This window comes from Gemella sp. GL1 (genome assembly GCF_013415365.1).
Lineage (GTDB): Bacteria > Bacillota > Bacilli > Staphylococcales > Gemellaceae > Gemelliphila.
In genome coordinates this window covers 143,754-163,770 of record NZ_JACBYB010000007.1, presented here as the reverse complement: position 1 = coordinate 163,770, position 20,017 = coordinate 143,754, and the positions used below count along the sequence as shown (strand labels likewise).

The window sequence follows — 20,017 nt, the reverse complement described above, 5'->3', positions numbered from 1 at the left end:
ATAGTGAATATATTAATTATAATAGAAAAATAAGGTAATGTAAAATTAATTATATGATTTTATGATGGGGTAAGTGAGGATACTTAATTAAGTAATTAATGAATAGAAATTATACCATATTTGTAGTATAATATTTTAGATAAATTATTAGTAGAGGTGCATTTATGAATATATCTGTAGCAATAGACGGACCAGCAGGTTCAGGGAAGTCTACAATAACAAAACAAGTGGCGAAGGAATTAGGTTTTAATTATATAGATACAGGAGCTTTGTATAGATCTTTGTGTTATACATTTTTAGAGAAAAATTTAAAAGAATTGAATGAAGAAAAAATTGCAGAGATATTGAAGGATACAGAAATAAAAGTATATTTTAAAGACTTTAAGCAATATCAAGAAGTTAATGGTGTAGACATAACTGATAAGATAAGAACTAATGAAGTTTCAACCTATACATCATTATTTGCTAGAAGTAAAAATGTAAGAGATTATCTAATTGATATTCAAAGAGATTTAGCCAACTTTTGCGATGTGATTATGGATGGAAGAGATATTGCTTCAGTAGTTTTGCCCAAAGCAGATGTAAAAATATATTTAACTGCATCAGTCGAAGAAAGGGCTGGGAGAAGATTTAAAGAATTGAGGGAGAATGGAGAGAGTGTAGATATTGAGGAACTGAAAAAAAATATTGAAACTAGAGATAATCAAGATAAAAATAGAGAGATAGCACCACTTGTGAAAGTTGATGACGCCATAGAGATAGATACAAGTAATATGACTATTGAACAAGTGGTCAATAAGATAAAAGAAATTATTGAGAAAGTTAGGGTTAGTAAGTTAAGTGTATAGAATAATTAAAAAATTAATAAGAACTTATTACAAAATATTTTATAAGATAAGTATAGTCAATAAGGAAAAACTTGAAAATGCTTCTGGGGTAGTCTTATCTGGAAATCATACAAGTAATCATGATCCAGTTTTAATATATACTCTATTTGATAAAGCAACAAGGTTTATTGCTAAGGAAGAATTATTTAAAATACCTATTTTAAAAAATTTACTAGAGAAACTTGAGGTCATACCGGTAAAACGTGGTTCTTTTGATAGAGCATGTATAGCAGCGGCGGTTAATGGATTAAAATCTGGTCAAAATATAGGTATTTTTCCAGAGGGAACTAGATCGAAGTCAAAAGATTTAAAGTTAGGAGAGGGGCATAGTGGAGTATCTTTAATATCCTCAAGAGCAGGAGCTAATGTATTGACATTTGCTATTATCCCTAAAAAACATTTTAGATTGTTTTCTGAGATAAAAATTGTGATCGGAGATGAAATAAATGTAACTTCTTTAAGAGAAGAGGGTTATAAACACGATCAAATTACATCTGAAATTATGAAATCTATAGAGAATATAATAAAGAAGGAGATATAGTATGTACGAAAAATCAATAAAATTTAGATTAGAGAAGAAATTTTTTAATAAAGCATCTTATCTTGATAATCTTAATATTTATTCATGGTTAGAGATTGCAAGAAAGCATTTTTTAATTTCGGTGGGTATTGATATTGATTCTTTAGAAAATTATGGATTTTATTATGCAGATGCTGAAACTAGAGTATCTATAAAGGAAAATATTAGATATAGTCCTAAAGAAGTGAGAGTATATGTAGGACTTTTGAAACATTCAGGAGTAAAATCTACATTTACTTATGAGATTTGCATTGATGATGTAATAATAATTACGGCAAAGTCAACTCATAATGTTTTAAGAGCAGACAGTGATAGAGCGGTAAGAATTGATAGATATTTACCTAAATGGGATCAAATTTTAAAAGATGTAGTTAATAATGAGATAGCGAATTAAAACTTAAGGTAGTACTACCTTAAGTTTTATAACTTTATTAGGAGGAACGATGATTTATTTAGACAACGCCGCTACTACAAAGATGTTTAGAGAGGCTTTAGATAGTTATATAGAAGTTAATGAAAAATTCTACGGTAATACAGCAAGTATTAATAATTATGGAAAAAATAATGCTAAATTACTGGATGCATCAAGAAGACAAATAGCAGATATATTAAAAGTAGAACAAGAGAAAATTTACTTTACAGCTGGGGCAACAGAGTCTAATAATATAGCAATTTTAGGTGCTGCAAAACATAAAAAGGCTTTTGGGAATAGAATAATAGTCTCTAAAATTGAGCATCCCTCAGTTCTAGAAACTTTTAGAGCTTTAGAAAAAGAAGGATTTGTTTTAGATTATGTCAGTGTTGATAAGATGGGAAGAGTAGATCTAGTAGATTTAAAAAGATTATTAACAAAAGATACAATTTTACTAAGTGTGATGCAGGTTAATAATGTATTTGGAACTATTCAGCCAATTGCAGAAATAATTGAAGTTTTAAAAGATTATCCAAAAGTCCACTTTCATGTTGATGGAGTCCAGGGTGTGATAAAAGAAGAAATAGATCTAAGTTTGATTGATTCTTATTCAGCATCTGCTCATAAATTTCATGGACCTAAAGGTATTGGAATATTATATGTGAAATCAAGAAGAACAGTTAATAATGTTAACTATGGTGGAGGGCAAGAAGATAATCTTCGAAGCGGGACAATTAATTTACCATCAATAGTTTCTATGGCGAAAGCTATGAGATTATATAGTGAGAGAATTGAGGAGATTAAGGAAAGGCATTCAGTTTTTAAAGAAAGAATTATTAATGAATTAGGATCCTTGAAATATCTAGAGATAAACTCACCTAAGGATGAAAATTTCGTAGACTCAATTATTAATATTTCCTTGCCAAAGATTAAGGGAGAGGCCATAATAAATTCTTTAAATGAAGAAAATGTTATGGTTTCAACAACAAGCGCTTGTTCATCTAAGAAATTTTCTGTTAACGAGGCACTTTACGCAAGGGGACTTAGTGAAGAAAATATCAAAGGTTCTATAAGAATAAGTCTTTCATACTTTACTACTAGTGAAGATATAGATGGATTTATTAAAGTATTTAAAGACAAATATAAACAATTTGAGGAGGTAATAGAAAGTGCAATATAGTCACATAATAGTAAGGTATGGAGAACTAACTCTAAAATCTGGAAATAGAAATGAATTCTTAAAAAAATTAACTAAAAACATAAAACTAAACTTTAAAGAATTTAAGGGATATCACATTCAAACAAAAAGAGATAGAATGTATATCCATTTAGATAAGAATGATTATATAGATGAAATTTTAACCTCATTGAAGAGAATACCCGGAATTCATACATTTTCTCCTGTATTAAGAGCAGGATTAGATATTGAAGATGCTAAGAAAAATATTGATTTATTGTTGCATACTAAATTAGACGGAAATTATAAATTCAAAATACAAACTAAAAGACCAAACAAAAATTTTCCTAATAATACTAATGAATTAAATAATATTTTTGGTAGTCATGTTTTAGTTAATTACCCCAATTTAAAAGTAGATGTTAAGAATCCTGATTTTGTAATCAACGTTGAGGTAAGAAGTGAAGGTATTTTTATCTTTACAGACTTTATCAAAGGGGTAGGAGGATTTCCGGTTAATACATCATCCAAAGCGCTCTTATTATTATCCGGGGGAATTGATTCTCCTGTAGCAGCACATATGCTACAAGTAAAAGGGGTGGAAGTCGAAATGCTACACTTTCAATCACCTCCATTTACATCTAAAGAAGCATTGGATAAAATATTCTCTCTTGCCCAAGAATTAAGTAAGGTAATAGGAACTGTCAAAGTTCATGTTGTAAATTTTACAAAACTTCAAACAGAAATTGTTAAAAGAATACCATCCAATTACACTATGACATCTACAAGACGTTTTATGTTAAAAATAGCAGACAAAATCGCCAGAAAGGAAGATTGTTTAGCTCTAGCAACAGGTGAATCATTGGGGCAAGTGGCAAGCCAGACACTTGAATCAATGAACTGCATAAATGAAGTAACAAATATGCCTGTTTTGAGACCTTTATTAACAATGGATAAGGTGGATATTATTAAAATAGCAGAAGAAATAGGAACTTATGAAATTTCAAATTTACCATTCGAAGACTGCTGTACAATTTTCACTCCAAAAGCACCAAAAACAAGACCAAAATTGAAAAAAATTATAGGCTATGAAGCAAGAGATGATTATTCTGAATTAATAGAAGAATGTATTGCAAGTGCGCAAACTTATTTAGTTAATACAAAAGCTGTAAATTTATTTGAAGAAAATAGAGAGAAAAATCTTCAAGACAATGAAGATTTTTCAGGATTATTATAAAATTCTTTTATAATAATTGTATTCCTATACTAAGATTATCATTAAGATAATCTTAGTATAGGAATATTTTTATTTGAGACAATATTTTTGAAACATGTTCATTGAAAAATATAAGTTATAACAATACAATATTTTTAAAAGTTTAAAAATACGAAAGTAAAGGTGGGTTAAATTTATGAAAGATATACTATTTTCGTCTAAAACTAAGAAGTGGATTAATATTTAAGAACAGATTTGTTAAAGCTGCTATGAATGAAGCCATGGGAACAAAAGAAATGAAAGTTAAAGAAGAAATTTCTAATTTATATAAAATTTGGGCTCAAGGAGGAACTGGACTCATTATAACCGGAAATGTTATGGTTGATGAAAATTATTGGGCAGAACCAGGAAATATTGTATTTAATGAAAATATTAATAAAGAGGTATTGAGATCTTGAGCCCAAGCCGGACAGATAAATGGATCCAAAATAATAGTTCAAATAAATCACCCTGGTAAGCAGGTTCCAAAAACTATTGCTAAAAGGCCTGTGGCACCTAGTGCGATCCCAATAGAAGGAGACATAGGAAATTTATTTAATCCTCCGAGGGAATTGACTAATATAGAAATCAAAAATTTAATTAAAAAATTTGCTCGGACAGCAAAGATTTCTTAAAAAACTGGTTTTGATAGTGTAGAAATTCATGCAGCACATGGTTACTTAATAAGCCAATTTTTAGCAGCTTATGACAATAGAAGAAGCGACGAATATGGTGGAAGCTTAGAGAATCGAATGAGATTTTTACTTGAGATATACTTAGCAATGAGGGAAGTTACGAGTGAAAAGTTTACAATAGGTTTAAAAATAAATTAATCCGATTTCAAGGAGGGTGGTTTAACTGAGGAAGAATCTATGTTGGTAATTCAAAAAATGGATGAAATGGGAATAGACTTTGTAGAAATATCGGGAGGAAGTTATGAAAATCCTAAAATGAATGAAACTACAAGTAAAAATAAGAATACTATTTTCTTTTCTGAGTACAGTAAACTATTAAAAGAAAAAGTAAAAGCTCCACTTATTTTAACGGGGGTATTCGTAGTGAAGATTCTATGATTGATTTGTTAAAAGAAAATATCGCAGATTTAATAGGGATTGCTAGACCCCTTGTAATAGAACCTAATATTCCTAATTTAATTGAAGATAATGAGTATGATATTATAGAAACAAAAAGATTAACAACTGGGATAAAAAGTTTGGATAAAAAACTAGGAGGCTTGATAGGACTAGTTTACTATCAAAGATTAATGAAAGCATATGCTAAAAACAAAAAGCCCAAAATAACTACAAATACCTGGCCATCATTATTGGATGCAATTTTTCACCGACAAGAAATTTTAACAAATTTAATGAAGAATAAAGAGTTGACAGTTAGTGAGTTAGTAGATTTGTCAGAACTATCTATGCCGGCAATATCACATCATCTCAAGTTGTTATCACAAAGTGGTCTAGTAGTTTCAAGAAAAAAGGAAATAAAAAATATTATAGGGTATCATTAGACAAAGCATTATTTGAATTAGAAAAGCTGATAGAATCTTTAAAAAATATACAGAACATGAGGCAAGGAGATCTACAATGAAAAAAATATTAATAGTTTTAACAAATACGGAAAAATATAAGAAGTATAATATAGCCACAGGTTTATGGTTAGGAGAATTAGTACATTAGAAATATTAAGCAGAAAATATAATAAAGTTCCCTTTTCTACAGAAAAGGAACTAAAGAGAAGAGGAGCAATATATAGTAAGAAAAGATTTTTCAAAGAGTATGCGATTTCTGATCAAAGACTTATAACTGGACAAAATCCATGGTCACCTAGAGAAGTTGCAAAATTATTATTGCTTGAAAGTGGAATGTAAAAGTAGTTGAATATATTTAATTGGAGGAATTATGTGTAAAATAATACGAGTGATAGTGGAGAAAATTTTATAAAATTATCGACTTATTCTGTATAAGATTTTGAAAGTAGCCTAAATTATAATATAATTATACTAAACATCTATTTAAGGAGACTATATAATGAGCATATCAAAAGAAAAATTACAAGGGAATTTAAATAAGAAATATACTTTTGAACTAGTTGAAAATCTGGATTCAACAATGGACTATATCAAAAAATATGTAGATGAAAGAAAGTTTAACCATATAGTTATAGCTAAAGAAGATGGTGGTAAAGATGGAGGAAAATCTATTTCTACAATAAATATGTCTTTACTTATCAAAGATGATATTTCTATTGAAGAAGTGTTGAAGATAAATACACTGACGTCAACAGCAGTTTATTCAGCTCTTAAAGAGCTATATGATATAGATCTAGGGTTGAAATGGTTAAATGACTTAATTTTGGATGATAAAAAGGTAGGGGAAATTTTATGTCAATATCCACAAACAGCAGGAAATAAACTAGATTATTTAATTATAAATGTAGTCTTAAATACTAAGAAAGTAGAAATTTCAGGTAATTTAGCAGAGATAAGAGCTATTGAAAGTGTTAGAAATATTCAAATAGATGAAAATTTATTACTTATCAAAATAGTAGACTATATAGATAAATATCTAAGAGATGATTCAACTTATTTAGAAATATATAAGCAGGCATCTAGTATTATAGGTAAAGAAGTAGATGTATATACTAATAATGAGTCATTTTCAGCGGTAGCACTATTAGTAAACAAATATGGGTACCTATTATTAGATAAATCAGGAGAAATAGTACCTCTACTAAGTGGAAAAGTAAGTATTAAGAAAAAATAGAGGAGACAGTCTTATAGGTAAAGAAGAAACATTAAAAATTGTTAATGAACTAGTTAGAGATTTATTCAAATACATTTTATATATACAAGAAAAAGAGCTACAAAAAAGCGGCTCTAAATTAAGTGTTACAGAAATTCATTTACTAGAATCAGTAGTAAATTCAGAAGAAAATAATACAGTAACTAGTATTGCTAAATCTATGTTGATAACTAAATCAACATTTTCTATTAATGCAAGTAAGTTGATAAAAAAAGGATATTTAACTAAATTTAGAGATGAAAATGATGGCAGAATTGTGAGAGTAAAGATTACGGACAAGGCCAAGGATATATTGAAAATCCATAAAAAGTATCATGATATTATAACTAAAAAAATTATGGAGGTCATTACAGATGAAGAAAGTCTAGTTCTCAACAAGAGCCTAGGAAATATCTTAGAATATTTGAAGGAAGAGTACAGAACAATTCTAGAAAAACAGGATATTTAAGACTTTACAATTATCTTTAGATACATTATAATTTACAGGTTAAATATATGATTATATGAAAATAGGAGACGAAAATGAAAAAGATTACCGTTATCGGTGCTGGTTTAGCAGGAAGTGAAGCTGCTTGGCAAATAGCAGAACGAGGAGTAAAAGTAGAGTTATATGAAATGCGACCTAAAAAAATGACACCGGCCCATAAAACAGAAAAATTTGGAGAGTTAGTATGTTCAAATTCATTGAGAGGAAATGATATTACTAATGGAGTTGGACTATTGAAAGAAGAGATGAGAAGATTAAACTCTTTAATTATTTCTTGTGCAGATGCAACACAGGTACCTGCGGGAGGTGCATTAGCAGTAGATAGGGAAAGTTTTTCGGCATTAATTACAGAAAAAATTAAAAATCATCCTAATATAACAGTTATTGAAGAAGAAATTAAAGAAATACCTAAAGGAGGAAATCCTGTAATTGTTGCAACTGGTCCTCTAACATCTGATGCCCTATCAGAAGATATTAAAAAATATACTAAGCAAACAGGATTATATTTCTACGATGCGGCAGCACCAATATTAGAAAAGGATTCTTTAGATATGGATAAGGTATATCTAAAATCACGTTATGATAAAGGAGAAGCGGCTTATCTAAACTGTCCAATGACAAAAGAAGAGTTTGAAGCATTTTACAATGAATTAATTAATGCAGAAGTAGCACCACTGAAAGAATTTGAAAAAGAAATCTACTTTGAAGGTTGTATGCCTTTTGAAGAAATGGCGAGACGTGGGGAAAAAACATTGTTATTTGGACCTATGAAACCAGTAGGATTAGAAGACCCCAAAACAGGGGAACGACCATATGCAGTAGTACAATTACGTCAAGATAATGCAGAGGGAACCTTATACAATATAGTTGGATTCCAAACCCATTTAAAATGGGGAGAACAAAAAAGAATTATTTCTATGATTCCAGGTTTGGAAAATGCTAATATTGTAAGATATGGAGTTATGCATAGAAATACATATCTAAATTCACCAACACTCCTAAAAAGAACTTACCAATTAATCGAAGAAGATAATATTTATTTTGCAGGACAGATGACTGGAGTAGAAGGTTATGTTGAATCGGCAGCGTCTGGGATAGTTGCTGCCTTAAATGCAATTAACAATCAAAATGATAAGGAGATTATATTTCCAACGGAAACTATGATAGGAGCTATGGCTAACTATATAGTAGATACAACAAATAAAAATTTCCAACCAATTAATGCTAACTTTGGTGTAATTAAACCTTTAGAAGAAAGAATTAAAGATAAAAAGGAAAAGTATACGAAATATGCTGAGCGTTCTTTAGAAGTTTTAGCAGAATTCTCTAAAAATATCCTGTAGACTTTAAAAAAATATTTACAATTTGTCTGAAAAATTGTATAATAATTTATGATAAAATTAAATAAAGGAGGAATAGATGGCTAGTTTATTACAAAGAACAAGAAAAATAAGTGCTATATTGCAAGAAGGACGTCATGATAAAGTGGATTTCGAAGCAATGGCTATGAGATTAAGTCCTATACTAGATTCTGTTGTATATATAATTGATAATGATGGAAAAATCTTAGGTTATGATTCAAGTATCGATTATTCTAATCAACGTCTTGATGATATGATTAAAACAGGATATGTCACGAAAGATTATTTGCAAGCAGCTTTAAAAATATATTCAACAATGACTGATATTCCGTTTAGACATGAACTTTCTATTTTCCCAATTGAAGAGGAAGAAAGATTTGATGGAAAAACATTTACCGTAGTTTTACCTGTACGTGGTGCAGGTGAACGATTAGGTACACTAGTCTTTGGTAAATTAAATAAAAACTTTGAAGAAGAAGATCTAGTATTAGCGGAATATGCATCTACAGTAGTAGGAATAGAAGTATTGCATGAAAAACAGGATAAAGAGAAGAATATAGCAAGAGATAAAGATTTAGTTATAATGGCTATGAACTCTTTATCGACGTCAGAAAAAGATGCTGTAGATCATATTTTCAGAGAATTAGATGGAACAGAAGGTTTACTAATTGCATCGAAAATAGCTGATAGAGTAGGTATTACAAGATCTGTGATTGTAAATGCTTTAAGAAAATTGGAGTCAGCAGGTATTATTGAATCAAAATCTCTAGGTATGAAAGGGACTTATATTAAAGTTCAAAAGGAATACTTCCTAGAGTATATCTTTTCTAAAGAAAATATTTAAAACAATGATTAAGACGGTGTATAATTAAATTCTTACAGGAAACAATTCCTAGACTGAGAGAATTGTAGAAGGTATTATATATTTTCAGCTTATGAGTGATTCTATAAGCACTAGTGAGTAGAGTCGGGTGGTTTCGTTAAAGACTATTAAAGGAGAGTATGTAGTACTCTTAAAAATGGGTGGTACCACGATTATTCGTCCCTGGATTATTCCAGGGACTTTTTTATTTATAATTAGGAGATAAGAATGAATTTAGAACATATAAAAGAAGAATATCAAAGATTAATAAAAGAGGTAAGTGATGAAAAATCACTTTATGACTTGAAAGTTAAATTTTTAGGAAAAAAGGGAAGTCTTACAGAAATAATGAAAGGAGCAAAAGATCTTTCTCCAGAAGAAAGACCTGCATTCGGTAAAGCTGTTAATGAGATTAAAGCATATATTAATAAACATATAGAGGAAACTAAGGACGAACTTATTAAGAAAGAAGTTGAAGCAAAACTCGTTAGCGAAGAAATTGATGTCACACTTCCAGCAAAAGAAGTTGAATTAGGGGGAATGAATCCACTTAATAAAGTAATTGAAGAGATTGAAGAATTGTTTATTAAACTAGGATATTCTGTAGCTGAAGGTCCAGAGGTAGAAACAGACAAATTTAACTTTGAAATGCTTAATTTACCAAAAGATCATCCGGCACGTGATATGCAAGATTCTTTTTATATTACTAATGAATTATTAATGAGAACGCAGACTTCTCCAGTACAAGCAAGAGAAATGCTAAAAACTGAAGGAGAAGGTCCAATCAAAATTATTTGTCCTGGTAAAGTATTTAGACGTGATAATGATGATGCAACGCATTCTCATCAATTTACTCAAATTGAAGGATTAGTAGTTGATAAAAATATTAAATTTTCTGACCTAAAGGGTACGTTAGAATATTTAATTAAATCAGTATTTGGACAAGATAGACAAATTAGACTACGTCCATCATTTTTCCCTTTTACTGAACCATCAGTAGAAGTAGACATTTCTTGGGGACAAGATGGAGAAGGAAATACAAAATGGTTAGAAATTTTGGGTGCAGGTATGGTTCATCCTAAAGTATTAGAAATGGCAGGCTTTGATCCGGAAATTTATTCAGGATTTGCTTTTGGTATGGGACCTGAGCGTATAGCCATGCTTAAATATGGAATCAGTGATATAAGATCATTCTATACAAATGATGTAAGATTTTTACAACAATTTTCAAGTGATAGAAACGATTAATTTAGGAGGAAGATATGTTACTTAGTTATAATTGGTTAAAAGAATTAGTAAATATTGAGGATTCAGTTGAAATTTTAGCTGATAAAATTACACGTGGTGGATTAGAAGTTGAAGAAGTGATTAGATTAGATGCAAATTTATCTAATCTAGTAGTTGGATATGTTGAGTCTAAAGAAAAACACCCAGATGCTGAGAAATTAAATGTATGTCAAGTAAATGTTGGTGATGAAATTTTACAAATTGTATGTGGTGCGGCTAATGTTGATGCTGGTCAGTATGTAATAGTTGCTAAACCAGGTGCTAAATTACCGGGTATTAAGATAAAAAAAGCTAAATTAAGGGGAGTAGAATCAAATGGGATGATTTGCTCTCTTAAAGAATTAGGATTTTCTTCATCAGTTCTTCCTAAGAAAACTCAGGATGGAATTTTTGTATTTGAAGAGAAAGTTACTCCTGGACAAGATGCTATTGAATTACTAGGATTAAATGACTCGATAATTGATATAGCAATCACACCTAATAGAGCAGATGCATTATCTATGAGGGGTCTAGTTTATGAAATTTCTGCTTTATATAATAAAGAAGTAAATTTTGAAAAAGCTAATGTGAACAAAGGTTATGAAGCAAGTGAACTTACAGTAAAAGTGGATAGTTCTAACTGTATAAATTATTTAGGACAAGTGGTTAAGAATGTAGAAATTAATGATTCTCCATTATGGATGCAATCTAAGCTTATGAAGTCTGGTATTAGACCGATTAACAATATAGTAGATATTACAAACTACATATTACTTGAGTATGGTCAGCCTATGCATGCTTTTGATAAAGATTTGTTAGGAACTAATATTTTAGTACGTCAAGCAAATGTAGGAGAGAAACTAATAACACTTGATGGAGAGGAAAGGGAGCTGACAGTAGAAGACTTGGTGATTACGGATGCTTTTAAACCTGTTGCATTAGCAGGAGTTATGGGAGGAAAACATACAGAAGTATCTGATTCTACAAAGGATATAGTATTAGAATCGGCTTACTTTAATCCAATTTCTATAAGAAGAACTTCGTCTAGACATGGATTAAGAAGTGATTCATCGGTTAGGTTTGAAAAAGGTATTGATGCAAATATGCAAAGACTAGCTTTATCAAGGGCTTTAGAGTTAATTTTAGAATTTTGCCCTAAGGCAGCAGCAGAAGAAGTAGTGGCAGTAGAAAATAAATTTGAAGAAAAAGAAATTAAGGTAAGCACTAGCTATTTAAACAATTATATTGGAATTAATCTAAAAGCAGAAGATGTAGAAAATTTATTAAAATCATTGTCATTTGCAGTGGAGAGAAATGAAGATGAATTATTTGTAAAAACATCTAGTAGAAGACCAGATATTACAATTAAACAAGATTTAGTAGAAGAAGTTGCTAGATTATATGGTTATGACAATATTAAATCTACTTTACCACTGACAAGTAAAGCTATACAAGGTGGGCTAACTTATAAGCAAAGGCTAATAAGAGAACTGAGAAAAAGCTATTTGTCACTTGGATTTAACGATACAATTAACTACTCATTAGTATCTGAAAAAGAAGCAGATCAGTTTACCTTGATGGATCATCATAAGGTTAAACTTTTGATGCCAATGACTGAAACTCACTCAACTTTAAGGCAATCACAAGTACCTGGTCTGCTAACTACACTTGCTTATAACAAGGCAAGAAGACAAGAAAATTTAAAATTATTAGAAATTGGTAAGGTATTCTTTGGTTCAGGAGATGATAATATTCAGCCTGAAGAAGTTTTATATCTAACAGGTGTTTTATCTGGTAAAGATGAATTAAGTAGATGGCAGAAAGAAGAAAATAAATTTGATTTCTTTACGGCTAAAGCTTATTTGGAGGTAGCTTTTAAAAAATTAGGATTAAGTGGGATTACGTATAAAAAATCAAAATTAGATTTATTACATCCAGGAAGAACAGCTAGTGTATTTTACAAGGGGGAAGAAATTGGATTTATAGGAGCAATTCATCCAGAATATGCAAGACAATTAGACTTAGATGAAACTTATGTATTTGAAATTAATCTTGATAAAGTTTTAACAAATGATAAGGTAAGTCCTATATACACAGAAGTATCTAAATATCCAACAGTAACTAGAGATATAGCTATGTTACTAGACAAAGAAGAAGCCTATTCAAATATTGAAAACTTAATCTTAGGATTAAATAACAGATTAATCAAATCTGTAGACGTATTCGATGTTTACCAAGGAATAGGCTTAGCAAGTGGTAAAAAATCAGTAGCAATAAGTATTGCTTATAATGATAGTGAGAAGACATTAACAGAAGAAGAAATTACTGCAGTTCATAACAAGGTTCTTAGAACTTTGGAAGAATATGGAGCAATAATAAGGTAACAATATTATGAAGATAATTTTAGTTTGTTTATTGGCCTACCTAATAGGTTCAATCCCTTGGGCACTGATTATAGGTAAGGTATTCTTTAATAAAGATATTAGAACAATGGGTTCTGGTAACTTGGGAACTACTAATATGATTAGAAATTTAGGTAAGAAGGCAGGAATGTTTGTTTTCTTCCTAGATATTTCTAAATCGATACTAAGTATGTTTATTGCAGCTAAGGTTCTAGGAGATGTTAACTATTTATCATTATTTGGTGCTTTTGCTATGCTAGGACATATATTCCCTTTATTCGCAGGGTTTAAAGGTGGAAAAGCAGTAGCTACAGGATCAGGTATATTTATATATTTATATCCAGTATTAGCTTTAGTATTGGTTCTTATATTTTTTATAAATTTATTTGTGACAGGGTATGTTTCACTAGGTTCAATAATTATTTCTATAGTAGGAGCTATAGGTGTATTTTTCATTGGACAAGGTTTTGATAAATATATTATGATAATAATGTGCATATTAGTTGTTTATATGCATAAATCTAATATAGTCAGATTAAAAAATGGTACAGAGAATGTATCAAAGATGAAGATTAATTTTAAAAAATAAGAGGTTACATAATGGGTAAGATAATCGATGGGAGACAAATTGCAACAGAATTAAGAGGAAGAATAAGAGAAGAAGCTATACAGCTTAGAAGTTTAGGAATTATTCCAACTCTTGCAGTGGTAATAGTAGGTGATAATAAAGCCTCTCTTTCTTATGTTAACTCTAAACATAAGGCTTGTCTTGAAAATGAAATACATTCTGTAAAAGTAGAGTTAGCTAAAGAAATTAGTCAAGAAGAGTTAGAAAAAAGCATTGATGCATTGAATAAAGATAATAGTGTTAATGGGATTTTAGTTCAATTACCATTACCAAAACATATTAATGAAGATAGAATTTTAGAAAAAATTTATGTAGAAAAAGATGTAGATGGATTTCACCCAATAAACGTAGGGCGACTATCTGTAGGTAATGCTGATTTAATACCTTGTACGCCATTAGGTATTATGGATTTAATAAAATCGACAAATGAAGAAATTAGTGGTAAGAAAGCATTAGTAATAGGGCGTTCTAATATAGTAGGAAAGCCAGTTGCTAATTTACTTCTAGCAGAAAATGCAACAGTAACAATTGCTCACTCAAGAACGGATAATTTACATAAAGAGGTAAAAGAAGCTGATATAATTGTATCATGTGCAGGTGTAGCTCATTTGCTTGATGAAACTTATGATTTTAAAGAAACAGCTCTAGTTATTGATGTAGGAAATAATTATAAAGATGATAAGTTAGTAGGAGATATTGACTTTGATCTAGTTAAAGATAAGGTAAGCTATATTTCACCAGTACCTGGGGGAGTGGGGCCTATGACTATTACAGAATTAATGCATAATACAATTGTAGCTTGTAAAAAACAAAATAATTTATAAGAATAAAAGGGTTTGTTTGATTAAAGAAAACTTTTTTTCAATAAATATTAATTAATAATAAGTAATGTTTGTTCTATATTAGTTTCAAGACAAGAATAAAATCATATATTAATTAGGTATGAAATTCTTTTGAAGTAGGTGAATTTAAAACAAAGATATTAAATTATCTGAAAATAGTTTTAATTGATTGACAATTGATGATAGAAAAGGTATAATATGTTTATATCAAATAAAGACGTTAGATGAGTAACTAGGGGAAGATTTTCAGAGAGTGTAGGGTGGCTGAGACTACATAATAATAACTTGGTGAATATGGTCTAATTTATGTCGGTAAAGTAAACTATGTGAACTTTATTCGTGTTGCCGCGTTATAGGCAAAGCTATGTTAGTAGCAAGAGTTATAAATCAAGGTGGTAACGCGTATAAACGCCCTTATTAGTTTTACTAATAAGGTGCGTTTTTTGTTTAAATAAGAAAGGAGTAAATATAATGACAATAATTGAATTGAAAAATGTAAAGAAAGTTTATAATGATACTGTTCATGCTTTAAAGGAAGTAGATTTAAAGGTGGAAGAAGGAGATATTTATGGTATCATTGGTTATTCAGGAGCAGGTAAATCTACATTGATTAGATTACTTAACGGCTTGGAAACAGCAACTGAAGGGGAAGTCATTGTTCTAGGGGAGGATTTTGGTAAAATTAATAATGAAAAAAGACGTATTAAGCGACAAAGTATAGGAATGATTTTTCAACATTTTAATTTACTATGGTCTAGAACAGTGGCTGAAAACATAGCCTTTCCATTAGAAATCTTGGGAATACCTAAAGAAGAAAGACAAGAACGTGTTGATGAATTAGTTAAGTTAGTTGGATTAGAAGATAGGAAGGATAATTATCCCTCTCAACTATCAGGAGGTCAAAAACAACGAGTAGGTATTGCTAGAGCTTTAGCAGGAAATCCTAAAATTCTTTTATGTGATGAAGCGACCTCAGCACTTGATCCAGAAACAACAGCAGATGTATTAGAATTAATTAGTGAAATTCATAAAAAAACCAATATTACAGTAGTCTTAATTACCCATGAAATGCATGTTGTTAAAACTTTATGTACTAAAGTTGCTGTTATTGATGGTGGTATGATTGTAGAAGAAGGTTTAGTATCAGATGTATTTTATAGTCCGCAACAAGAGATTACAAAACGTTTCTTAAAACAAACAGAGTTTTCATCGGAAAAATCAGCTAATAAAAATATTGAATTATGGAAAGAGTCATTTGTTAATGGAAAATTAGTTAAATTACTATTTGATGACAAGAGATTCAATGAACCTTTAGTAAGTAAATTGTCAAAAGAATATGGAGTTACAATTAATATTATTCAAGGCAAGATTGATAAAACACAAACTGGTAATATCGGTACCTTGTACGTTCAATTAGTAGGGGAAGACACTAATATAGGAAATGTAATAAGTAAATTAAACGAAGAAAAAGTTTCTGTGGAGGTATTATAAAATGGATTTTTCAAAAGTTAAATGGGAGAAAATAACAACAAATACAGTTGAAACCTTATCTATGACGGTTCAGTCTTTAATAGCAGTATTCATATTAGGATTAATATTAGGGTTAATATTGTACATTACATCAACAAGTCAAAATAAGTTAGCAAGGATTTTCTACAATGTAGTGACTTGGATTGTAAATATCTTCAGAGCTATTCCTTTTATTATATTAGTAATACTATTAATACCTTTTACAAAGTTAATAGTTGGAACAATGCTAGGGTCTCAAGCAGCCATACCAGCTCTTATTGTATCAGCAGCTCCATTTTATGCAAGACTTGTAGAGATTGGGCTTAGAGAAGTAGATAAGGGAGTCATTGAAGCAGCTAAGGCAATGGGTGCTAAAAATATTACTATTATTACTAAAGTATTAATTCCAGAATCATTACCTGCCCTTATTTCTGGACTTACTGTTACGGCGATAGCATTAGTAGGTTCTACTGCAATGGCAGGTGTAATTGGAGCAGGAGGATTAGGGAACTTAGCTTATCTAGATGGATTCCAAAGATCTAATAATGCAGTTACATTCGTAGCAACTGTAGCAATTTTAATTATAGTGTTTGCAGTTCAATACTTAGGTGACTATGTAGTTAAGAAAGTAGATAAACGATAATATATAAGCAGAGTAGCTGAAAGCTACTCTTTTATTTTTACATAAAGTATGTTATAATTTTCAATATAAATACACGGAGGAAGAGCTAATGGAAGACACTTATAAAAACATAACAGCCATAGCTTTGCAAGAATTATTAGAAAAAGAGGACATAATTTTAATTGATGTCAGAACACATGAAAAGTATAATGAAGGGCATATAGAGGAGTCAATAAATATTCCTTTGGAAGATATAGCTACTTATAAGGGTGATATTGATTCTGTTCATTATATAATTTGTCAACAAGGTAGTCGTAGTAAAGAAGCTGCTGAAATATTAATTAAAAAAGGTTATATAGTGGTTAATGTACTTGGAGGAATGACAGATTGGCAAGGAGAAAAAATAGAAGATTAATCTAGTGTGTTACTAAATTTTTATTTACTTTCATAAGTTGTAGGAAGTAGGATATAATGCTAGTATTATTGAGTTTAGGGAGTTAATAAAATGAGTAAAAAAATAATTTTAACTGGAGATAGGCCGACAGGAAAATTACACCTGGGACATTATGTAGGATCACTTGAAAACAGATTAAAGCTGCAAGAAGAGGAAGATACAGAAATGTTTATTATGATTGCGGACCAACAAGCACTTACTGATAATGCAGATAATCCACAAAAAATCATTGAATCAGTAACAGAGGTTGCATTAGACTATTTGGCAATTGGTATTGATCCAAATAAAACAACAATCTTCTTGCAGTCACAAATACCACAATTACCAGAATTAATGATGTATTACATGAATTTGGTATCCGTATCTAGACTACAGCGTAATCCAACGGTAAAACAAGAATTAAAAAGTAAAAACTTTGGAGAATCTATACCGACAGGATTTTTTACATATCCAATAAGTCAAGCGGCTGATATTACCGCTTTTGGTGCTACTCATGTACCGGTAGGAGAAGACCAAAAACCTATGATTGAGCAGACTCGTGAGATAGTAAGAGATTTTAATAGAATTTATAATAAAGAAGTTTTAGTAGAACCAGAAATTGTTTTACCTCCTAAAAAGCAAGGACGCCTTGTAGGAATTGATGGAAATGGTAAGATGAGTAAATCTTTAAACAATGGTATATACTTATCTGACTCGCCAAAAGAAATTCAAGATAAAATCATGAAGATGTACACTGATCCTAATCATATAAGAATAGAAGACCCAGGTCAAGTAGAGGGAAATGTTGTATTTACTTATTTAGACATCTTTGATCCTAATAAGGAAGAAGTAGAGTCACTTAAAGAGCATTACCGTCGTGGTGGTTTAGGTGATGTTAAGTTAAAACGTAGACTTAATGATATAATGCAAGATATGTTAAGACCAATTCGTGAGCGACGTGAAGAATTAGCTAAGGATAAAGAAGCAATCTATAAAATGCTAGAAGAGGGTTCTAAAAAAGCAGAGAAAGTTGCGGCTAAGACCTTAGCAGAAGTAAAAGAAGCCATGGGGATTAACTACTTTAAAAAATAGAATAAAGTCATAAAATAAGCACAGCTAGACAGCTGTGCTTATTTTTTTATATAAAAAACGATGAGAAATTAGTATTTTAGTATGTATTTTAGAATCTAGAAAAATAGGATGAGGAGTGCAATGAATCAGATATTAGGAAATCTTACTTAATATTAATTTTCTTAATACATTCATTGCTTCTTGACTAGCTCTATATCTAATTTTATTTCTATTTCCAGAGTAATGAAATTTTTTTATGATTTTTTCTCCTTTATAGTAGGCTCCAATATAAACTAGGCCAGATAAATATTTTTTTTCATGATTGGCATAACCTGTTGTAATAAGGGCTGACTCTACATTGGTTTTTAAAATTAAACCATCTAGCATTTCTTCAGCAACTTCTTTAGAAACAGCTGTATAGTTTTTCAAACTTGCTATATTAACTCCCAGTAGATCTATTTTACTTTGATCAGAGTAGCTAATATAAGATTCTTTTAATACAGAAGAGATTCCTTCGTTTTCAATTAAAGTAGAGACAATAAGCCCCCCAGTAATGGATTCAGCTGTAGAAATAGAGATATTATTGTCTATTAAAAGTTTAGCTAAAACTTTATTCATTTCACTTTGAGATTCAGATGCTTCTTCTCCAGCGACTAAATATATATATTCTCCAACTAGCTCATAAACCTCTTTTATTTTATTATCAATTAATTTTTCACATTCTTCAGCAGAAGAGGCGGAGGCAGTAATTCTAAGTAAGACTTCACCGTATTTAGCATATAAAGCAAGACTAGGATTTGTCTGTTGGATCATTAAGTCTTTAATTCTATCTTCAAGCAAAGATTCTCCAATGCCAAAAAATCTTATGTATTTTGAAAGAAATTTTTGATTAGAAAATGAGGCTAGGTAGTCTCTTATATGATGATTAAAAATATTTTTCATTTCATGAGGAGGGCCGGGTAATAATATTATTTTTCTATTATAGTCTTCTATTGCTATTGCAGGAGCAGTACCCCAAAAATTTTCAAAAGTTATGGCTCCCTCTGGAATCGAGGCTGTTTTTTCGTCGTTTTTCGTTATAGTTTTATTTGATGAATGATTAAGCAGATAGTTTTGAATTTTATTCCAGTAGTATTTATCAAGATATTGTTTTCTTTTAAAAAATTTTGCAACACATTCTTTTGTGATATCATCATCTGTAGGTCCTAAACCACCGGTTACTATAACAGTGTCGGCATCTTTAAAGGCATTACTCAAAACTTTTAAAAACCTTTCTCTATTGTCACCAACACTAGTGTGTCTAAAGACGTTTATTCCAAGATTTGCTAACTCTTTTGATAGATAGTGTACGTTTGTATTTAGGATATCTCCTATTAAAATTTCTGTTCCTACAGATATTAATTCTACTCTCAT

General features: G+C 30.2%; 23 protein-coding genes. 22 read left to right on the top strand and 1 reads right to left on the bottom strand.

All coding sequences use genetic code 11. From position 1 onward, the window contains the following. The first annotated feature begins 164 nt into the window (after positions 1 to 164). The 22 genes from cmk (at position 165) to trpS (ending at position 18,625) form a co-directional block, all read left to right on the top strand. Positions 165 to 848: a (d)CMP kinase gene (cmk, locus tag HZY82_RS00980; RefSeq protein WP_135157015.1), complete on the top strand. Its 684-nt coding sequence runs from the start codon at positions 165 to 167 to the stop codon at positions 846 to 848. Further along, entirely contained in the window at positions 841 to 1,428 is a 588-nt protein-coding gene (locus HZY82_RS00975) for a lysophospholipid acyltransferase family protein (protein ID WP_135157017.1), read from the top strand. Before cmk ends, HZY82_RS00975 begins: the two co-directional genes overlap by 8 nt. 1 nt (position 1,429) lies before the next feature. Beyond that, complete coding sequence (locus tag HZY82_RS00970; RefSeq protein WP_135157019.1) at positions 1,430 to 1,861, top strand: acyl-CoA thioesterase; 432 nt, start codon at positions 1,430 to 1,432, stop codon at positions 1,859 to 1,861. A 49-nt stretch (positions 1,862 to 1,910) separates the two neighbouring features. After that, entirely contained in the window at positions 1,911 to 3,059 is a 1,149-nt protein-coding gene (locus HZY82_RS00965; protein ID WP_135157021.1) for a cysteine desulfurase family protein, read from the top strand. Next, entirely contained in the window at positions 3,049 to 4,293 is a 1,245-nt protein-coding gene (gene thiI / locus HZY82_RS00960) for a tRNA uracil 4-sulfurtransferase ThiI (RefSeq protein WP_135157023.1), read from the top strand. Before HZY82_RS00965 ends, thiI begins: the two co-directional genes overlap by 11 nt. Positions 4,294 to 4,568: 275 nt before the next feature. Then, positions 4,569 to 4,730, top strand: coding sequence for a hypothetical protein (locus tag HZY82_RS00955; RefSeq protein WP_179938415.1), 162 nt, complete (start codon positions 4,569 to 4,571; stop codon positions 4,728 to 4,730). A gap of 240 nt (positions 4,731 to 4,970) precedes the next feature. After that, positions 4,971 to 5,144 carry an oxidoreductase gene (locus tag HZY82_RS06675; RefSeq protein ID WP_135157075.1) on the top strand — a complete coding sequence of 58 codons (174 nt, stop codon included), beginning with the start codon at positions 4,971 to 4,973 and terminating at the stop codon, positions 5,142 to 5,144. A 39-nt stretch (positions 5,145 to 5,183) separates the two neighbouring features. After that, positions 5,184 to 5,384 carry a hypothetical protein gene (locus HZY82_RS00940; protein WP_135157027.1) on the top strand — a complete coding sequence of 67 codons (201 nt, stop codon included), beginning with the start codon at positions 5,184 to 5,186 and terminating at the stop codon, positions 5,382 to 5,384. Further along, a complete protein-coding gene (locus tag HZY82_RS00935; RefSeq protein ID WP_135157029.1) occupies positions 5,381 to 5,827 on the top strand; it encodes an ArsR family transcriptional regulator in 447 nt (148 codons plus the stop codon). The genes HZY82_RS00940 and HZY82_RS00935 overlap by 4 nt, the downstream gene beginning before the upstream one ends. A gap of 144 nt (positions 5,828 to 5,971) precedes the next feature. Then, entirely contained in the window at positions 5,972 to 6,187 is a 216-nt protein-coding gene (locus tag HZY82_RS00930) for a type 1 glutamine amidotransferase family protein (protein ID WP_135157031.1), read from the top strand. A gap of 160 nt (positions 6,188 to 6,347) precedes the next feature. Further along, entirely contained in the window at positions 6,348 to 7,082 is a 735-nt protein-coding gene (locus tag HZY82_RS00925; protein ID WP_135157033.1) for a biotin--[acetyl-CoA-carboxylase] ligase, read from the top strand. A 13-nt stretch (positions 7,083 to 7,095) separates the two neighbouring features. Then, complete coding sequence (locus HZY82_RS00920; protein ID WP_135157035.1) at positions 7,096 to 7,569, top strand: MarR family winged helix-turn-helix transcriptional regulator; 474 nt, start codon at positions 7,096 to 7,098, stop codon at positions 7,567 to 7,569. Between the two features lie 74 nt (positions 7,570 to 7,643). Then, positions 7,644 to 8,951 carry an FADH(2)-oxidizing methylenetetrahydrofolate--tRNA-(uracil(54)-C(5))-methyltransferase TrmFO gene (gene trmFO / locus HZY82_RS00915; RefSeq protein WP_179938413.1) on the top strand — a complete coding sequence of 436 codons (1,308 nt, stop codon included), beginning with the start codon at positions 7,644 to 7,646 and terminating at the stop codon, positions 8,949 to 8,951. 76 nt (positions 8,952 to 9,027) lie between these two features. After that, positions 9,028 to 9,813 carry a GTP-sensing pleiotropic transcriptional regulator CodY gene (gene codY / locus HZY82_RS00910; protein WP_135157039.1) on the top strand — a complete coding sequence of 262 codons (786 nt, stop codon included), beginning with the start codon at positions 9,028 to 9,030 and terminating at the stop codon, positions 9,811 to 9,813. 246 nt (positions 9,814 to 10,059) lie between these two features. After that, a complete protein-coding gene (pheS, locus tag HZY82_RS00905; RefSeq protein WP_135157041.1) occupies positions 10,060 to 11,079 on the top strand; it encodes a phenylalanine--tRNA ligase subunit alpha in 1,020 nt (339 codons plus the stop codon). 14 nt (positions 11,080 to 11,093) lie between these two features. Further along, complete coding sequence (pheT, locus tag HZY82_RS00900) at positions 11,094 to 13,481, top strand: phenylalanine--tRNA ligase subunit beta (protein ID WP_135157043.1); 2,388 nt, start codon at positions 11,094 to 11,096, stop codon at positions 13,479 to 13,481. Between the two features lie 7 nt (positions 13,482 to 13,488). After that, positions 13,489 to 14,088 (top strand): glycerol-3-phosphate 1-O-acyltransferase PlsY, encoded by a 600-nt coding sequence (gene plsY / locus HZY82_RS00895; protein WP_135157045.1) that lies wholly within the window; start codon positions 13,489 to 13,491, stop codon positions 14,086 to 14,088. An 11-nt stretch (positions 14,089 to 14,099) separates the two neighbouring features. Then, positions 14,100 to 14,951 carry a bifunctional 5,10-methylenetetrahydrofolate dehydrogenase/5,10-methenyltetrahydrofolate cyclohydrolase gene (locus HZY82_RS00890; RefSeq protein WP_135157047.1) on the top strand — a complete coding sequence of 284 codons (852 nt, stop codon included), beginning with the start codon at positions 14,100 to 14,102 and terminating at the stop codon, positions 14,949 to 14,951. A 495-nt stretch (positions 14,952 to 15,446) separates the two neighbouring features. Continuing rightward, positions 15,447 to 16,460, top strand: a complete 1,014-nt coding sequence (locus HZY82_RS00885; RefSeq protein WP_135157076.1) for a methionine ABC transporter ATP-binding protein — start codon at positions 15,447 to 15,449, stop codon at positions 16,458 to 16,460. 1 nt (position 16,461) lies between these two features. Then, positions 16,462 to 17,121 (top strand): methionine ABC transporter permease, encoded by a 660-nt coding sequence (locus HZY82_RS00880; protein WP_135157049.1) that lies wholly within the window; start codon positions 16,462 to 16,464, stop codon positions 17,119 to 17,121. 88 nt (positions 17,122 to 17,209) lie between these two features. Further along, positions 17,210 to 17,515, top strand: a complete 306-nt coding sequence (locus HZY82_RS00875; RefSeq protein WP_135157051.1) for a rhodanese-like domain-containing protein — start codon at positions 17,210 to 17,212, stop codon at positions 17,513 to 17,515. 90 nt (positions 17,516 to 17,605) lie between these two features. Continuing rightward, positions 17,606 to 18,625: a tryptophan--tRNA ligase gene (trpS, locus tag HZY82_RS00870; RefSeq protein ID WP_135157053.1), complete on the top strand. Its 1,020-nt coding sequence runs from the start codon at positions 17,606 to 17,608 to the stop codon at positions 18,623 to 18,625. A 132-nt stretch (positions 18,626 to 18,757) separates the two neighbouring features. Here trpS and HZY82_RS00865 read toward each other — a convergent pair whose 3' ends face one another. Then, complete coding sequence (locus HZY82_RS00865) at positions 18,758 to 20,017, bottom strand: competence/damage-inducible protein A (RefSeq protein ID WP_179938411.1); 1,260 nt, start codon at positions 20,015 to 20,017, stop codon at positions 18,758 to 18,760.